Source organism: Desulfobacter curvatus DSM 3379, from assembly GCF_000373985.1.
GTDB classification, from domain to species: Bacteria; Desulfobacterota; Desulfobacteria; order Desulfobacterales; family Desulfobacteraceae; genus Desulfobacter; species Desulfobacter curvatus.
Map to the genome: position 1 here is coordinate 1 of NZ_KB892973.1, position 3,182 is coordinate 3,182.

Annotated in this window: 3 protein-coding genes; all 3 read left to right on the forward strand. The window is 43.1% G+C overall.

The genetic code is table 11. The features are described 5' to 3' along the window. Positions 1–485 precede the first annotated feature (485 nt). The 3 genes from B147_RS31700 to satP all read left to right on the forward strand — a co-directional run bounded on the left by B147_RS31700 (position 486) and on the right by satP (position 2,889). Positions 486–656 carry a hypothetical protein gene (locus tag B147_RS31700; protein WP_020586477.1) on the forward strand — a complete coding sequence of 57 codons (171 nt, stop codon included), beginning with the start codon at positions 486–488 and terminating at the stop codon, positions 654–656. After that, positions 649–2,091 carry a sigma-54 interaction domain-containing protein gene (locus tag B147_RS0106820; protein ID WP_020586478.1) on the forward strand — a complete coding sequence of 481 codons (1,443 nt, stop codon included), beginning with the start codon at positions 649–651 and terminating at the stop codon, positions 2,089–2,091. The genes B147_RS31700 and B147_RS0106820 overlap by 8 nt, the downstream gene beginning before the upstream one ends. Before the next feature lie 237 nt (positions 2,092–2,328). Beyond that, complete coding sequence (gene satP / locus B147_RS0106825) at positions 2,329–2,889, forward strand: acetate uptake transporter (RefSeq protein WP_245568952.1); 561 nt, start codon at positions 2,329–2,331, stop codon at positions 2,887–2,889. Positions 2,890–3,182 lie beyond the last annotated feature (293 nt).

Here is a 3,182-nt window from a genome sequence, read left to right on the forward strand (position 1 = left end):
TGCCTTCTGAAAGAAGGAAAGGCGGAATTTTCCCAAAAAGGAGTGGGCGGAACAACTTCGGCCGACCTTTTATTATTTATGCGTCAGCACTGTTCATGCAGACAGCAATTATAAATTAAAGTGCCTGCCGGGGAAAAAAATAAACTATAACCCCCAATTGTTTTTATAGGCTCGATTCTTGCTTTTAGCTTCAATGATCATTGTTACAGAATAAAGTTTTATGAAAAACTTAGGTTGTTAAATTTTGATCAGGCATGGCACTGTTTTTATAAGAAACTCTCTGTAATCCAAAGAGATGTTTCAATATTCGTTGTGGGCCAAAGCATGGGTGTAGATAGACCAAGGACGGCCCGTGGGCGTTATTAAAAATAATGCCAGGTAAGACCATACCTGGATGACTATACAAGGCGTTTGACAACGTCGCCGGGCATCAAGCTTGTGTCTGAACCGCAAACCAGTGTTTGGACGGCAAAAAGGAGAAAAATATGAGCAATACGTCAGCACTGACCATGACCAGCTGCCTGCCGGATACCCAGTCACAGACCGTTGTGAGCCTCAAAAATGTCCTGCATTATATTCCGCAAAATTTTCATGATGAACTTATCCCTGAATTTTTAGAAAAACTAAAGACCCGGGTCGGATTTTATTGTGCTTGAATATACACCGATAGCCCAGTTTGCCATAGGGATCGACCACAGGATAAAGGCCTGGAACAAAGCCTTTGAAGTTCTTACCGGCGTTTCCGCTAAAGAGATTATCGGCACAGACCACCAGTGGAAAATTTTTTATTCCCGCAAACGGCCCGTTCTGGCTGATCTTGTTGTTGAACAGGACTACGAAAAATTCCTTGAAATATACAGCACAAAAAATCCGGCACAGTCCAGCATTGTGCCGAATGCTTGGGAAGCAACCGACTATTTTAAAAATATTAACGGAAAATCAAGATATATAAATTTTCTGGCGGCTCCTGTTTTTGACCATGAAGGCAACATTACAGGCGCCGTTACAACCCTTCAAGATATTACCCTTCGTAAAATTCAGAAAGACCCGAAGAAGCGTGAATCCAAACAGCTCCCGCAACAGTATTCACTGTTTGGGTCCTCAATGGGTAAGTGCTTCAAGTTCTGCAATATCGTCGGCAAAAGTCAAAAAATGCAGGAGGTCTATGACATAATTAAACGGGCGGCAGCCAGTGCTGACAGTGTTGTTATTCACGGCGAATCGGGGGTAGGAAAGGAGCTGGTTGCAAGGGCTATACACGGTATCAGCCAAAGAAAAAACGCACCGTTTCTCTCTGTCAATTGTGACGCCATTTCTGAATCTTTTCCGGAAACCGAGTTTTTTGGTTATGTAAAAGGAGCCTTTACCGGGGCCTGTAATGATAAAAAGGGCGTTCTTTCCCATGTACAAGGCGGCACCCTGTTTCTTCATGAAGTTGGAGACCTTTCCCTGAGCATGCAAGTCAAGCTTCTGCGGGTAATAGACGGGGGAGGTTATTCGCCGATCGGGAGTAATGAGGTGCTTTATTCCGATTTCAGGATTGTTGCCGCAAGCAGCCAGAATTTATGGGAAGAGGTTCAAAAAGGCAGGCTCCGCAGAGATTTTTTTTACCGCTTATATGTAATACCGGTAGAGATCCCGCCCCTTCGTGAACGGAAGGAAGACATTGCTCTTCTTGCCGATTATTTTTTCAGCCAGATGAAATCTCCCCTTCACTTTGATGCCTTGCCCGAAAAAGATATAAGAGTGCTATACAATTACCAGTGGCCCGGAAATGTCAGGGAACTCCAGAATGTTATCCGCAGGTACATTGCCTTTAACAACCTTGATTTTATTGCCCCCCCCGATCTCATTCCCCCTTCGATTCCACCCGAACCCTTCTCAGAAGTCATTGCCGTTTCCAATTCAGCCGAAGACCTTCCGCTGACAGATGCCGTTGGAAGGTTTGAGAAAAAGCTTATTCTTTCTGCCCTTGATCTCTCTGGGTGGCACAGAAAAAAAGCCGCTAAAAAACTGGGTATTTGCCGCAAGACACTCTATCGTAAAATGATGGTCCATGGAATAGATTTGGCCCAAAATGAGAAAGAATAGTCCCTTAACTTGGGTCATATTCGCCCAAAATTTTTCTTACCCCCGTTTAAATCCTACTCTCCGCCTCTTTTTTAGCAAAAATAAAATATGCGGACTATTAACTAATGATAATGGGCATACGAGTGATTATTTACGGCAATAAACCGACTCGAAGCCTATAATAGGCCGATGGCACAATGCTTGCTACTCCCCATACAAGTATTTTATAATTTTTAATCATTTAGAAACAGGAGTAGAATGATGAGAGACGAAACTTTAGCAAATCCGGGACCTTTAGGATTGATGGGCTTTGGAATGACAACCGTGCTTTTGAATATTCATAATGCCGGTTTTTTTGAAATCAGTTCCATGATTCTGGCGATGGGCCTTTTTTACGGGGGGGTAGCCCAGATTATCGCCGGTATTCTTGAGTTTAAAAAAGGTAATACTTTTGGAGTTACAGCATTCATATCCTATGGCCACTTTTGGTTGACCCTGGTGGCGCTAATTCTGTTGCCCAAACTTGGCTGGGCATCCGCGACGCCCGCAAAATTCATGGCCTGCTATCTGTTCATGTGGGGTATTTTTACGCTGTTCATGTTCTTCGGGACATTAAAGTCGAACAGAGGCCTTCAGTTTGTTTTTGCATCGTTGACGGTATTGTTTTTTCTTCTTGCAATCAAAGACTGGACAGGTTCACATCTTATCGGAACAATTGCCGGTTTTGAAGGCATCATCTGCGGAATGAGCGCTATTTATCTTGCCATGGCGGAAGTTCTCAACGAACAATACAGCAAAGCAATTCTTCCGATTGGCTAGCCCCACTTTATAACCTGACATTTTAATTTACACGCCATCATAATCAAGCCCCTGGCATCCTGCCGGGGGCTTTTTTCATAATTTTTTTTGGGTGCTAATTGATCAAGGCCTCTTCCAAGGCAAAAAGATAATATTTTAATATTTTTAAGTGAAATTTTTGACAGCTTTTTCCTTGAAAATATTCGGTGTTCTCTCCAGGGGCGCATTCCCATTTTCACGGTTATGCAGCTAACAATGAAATATGTGAATTGGCCATTTGTTTCAGACAGTTCCATCGTCCTGATTTATAGTAT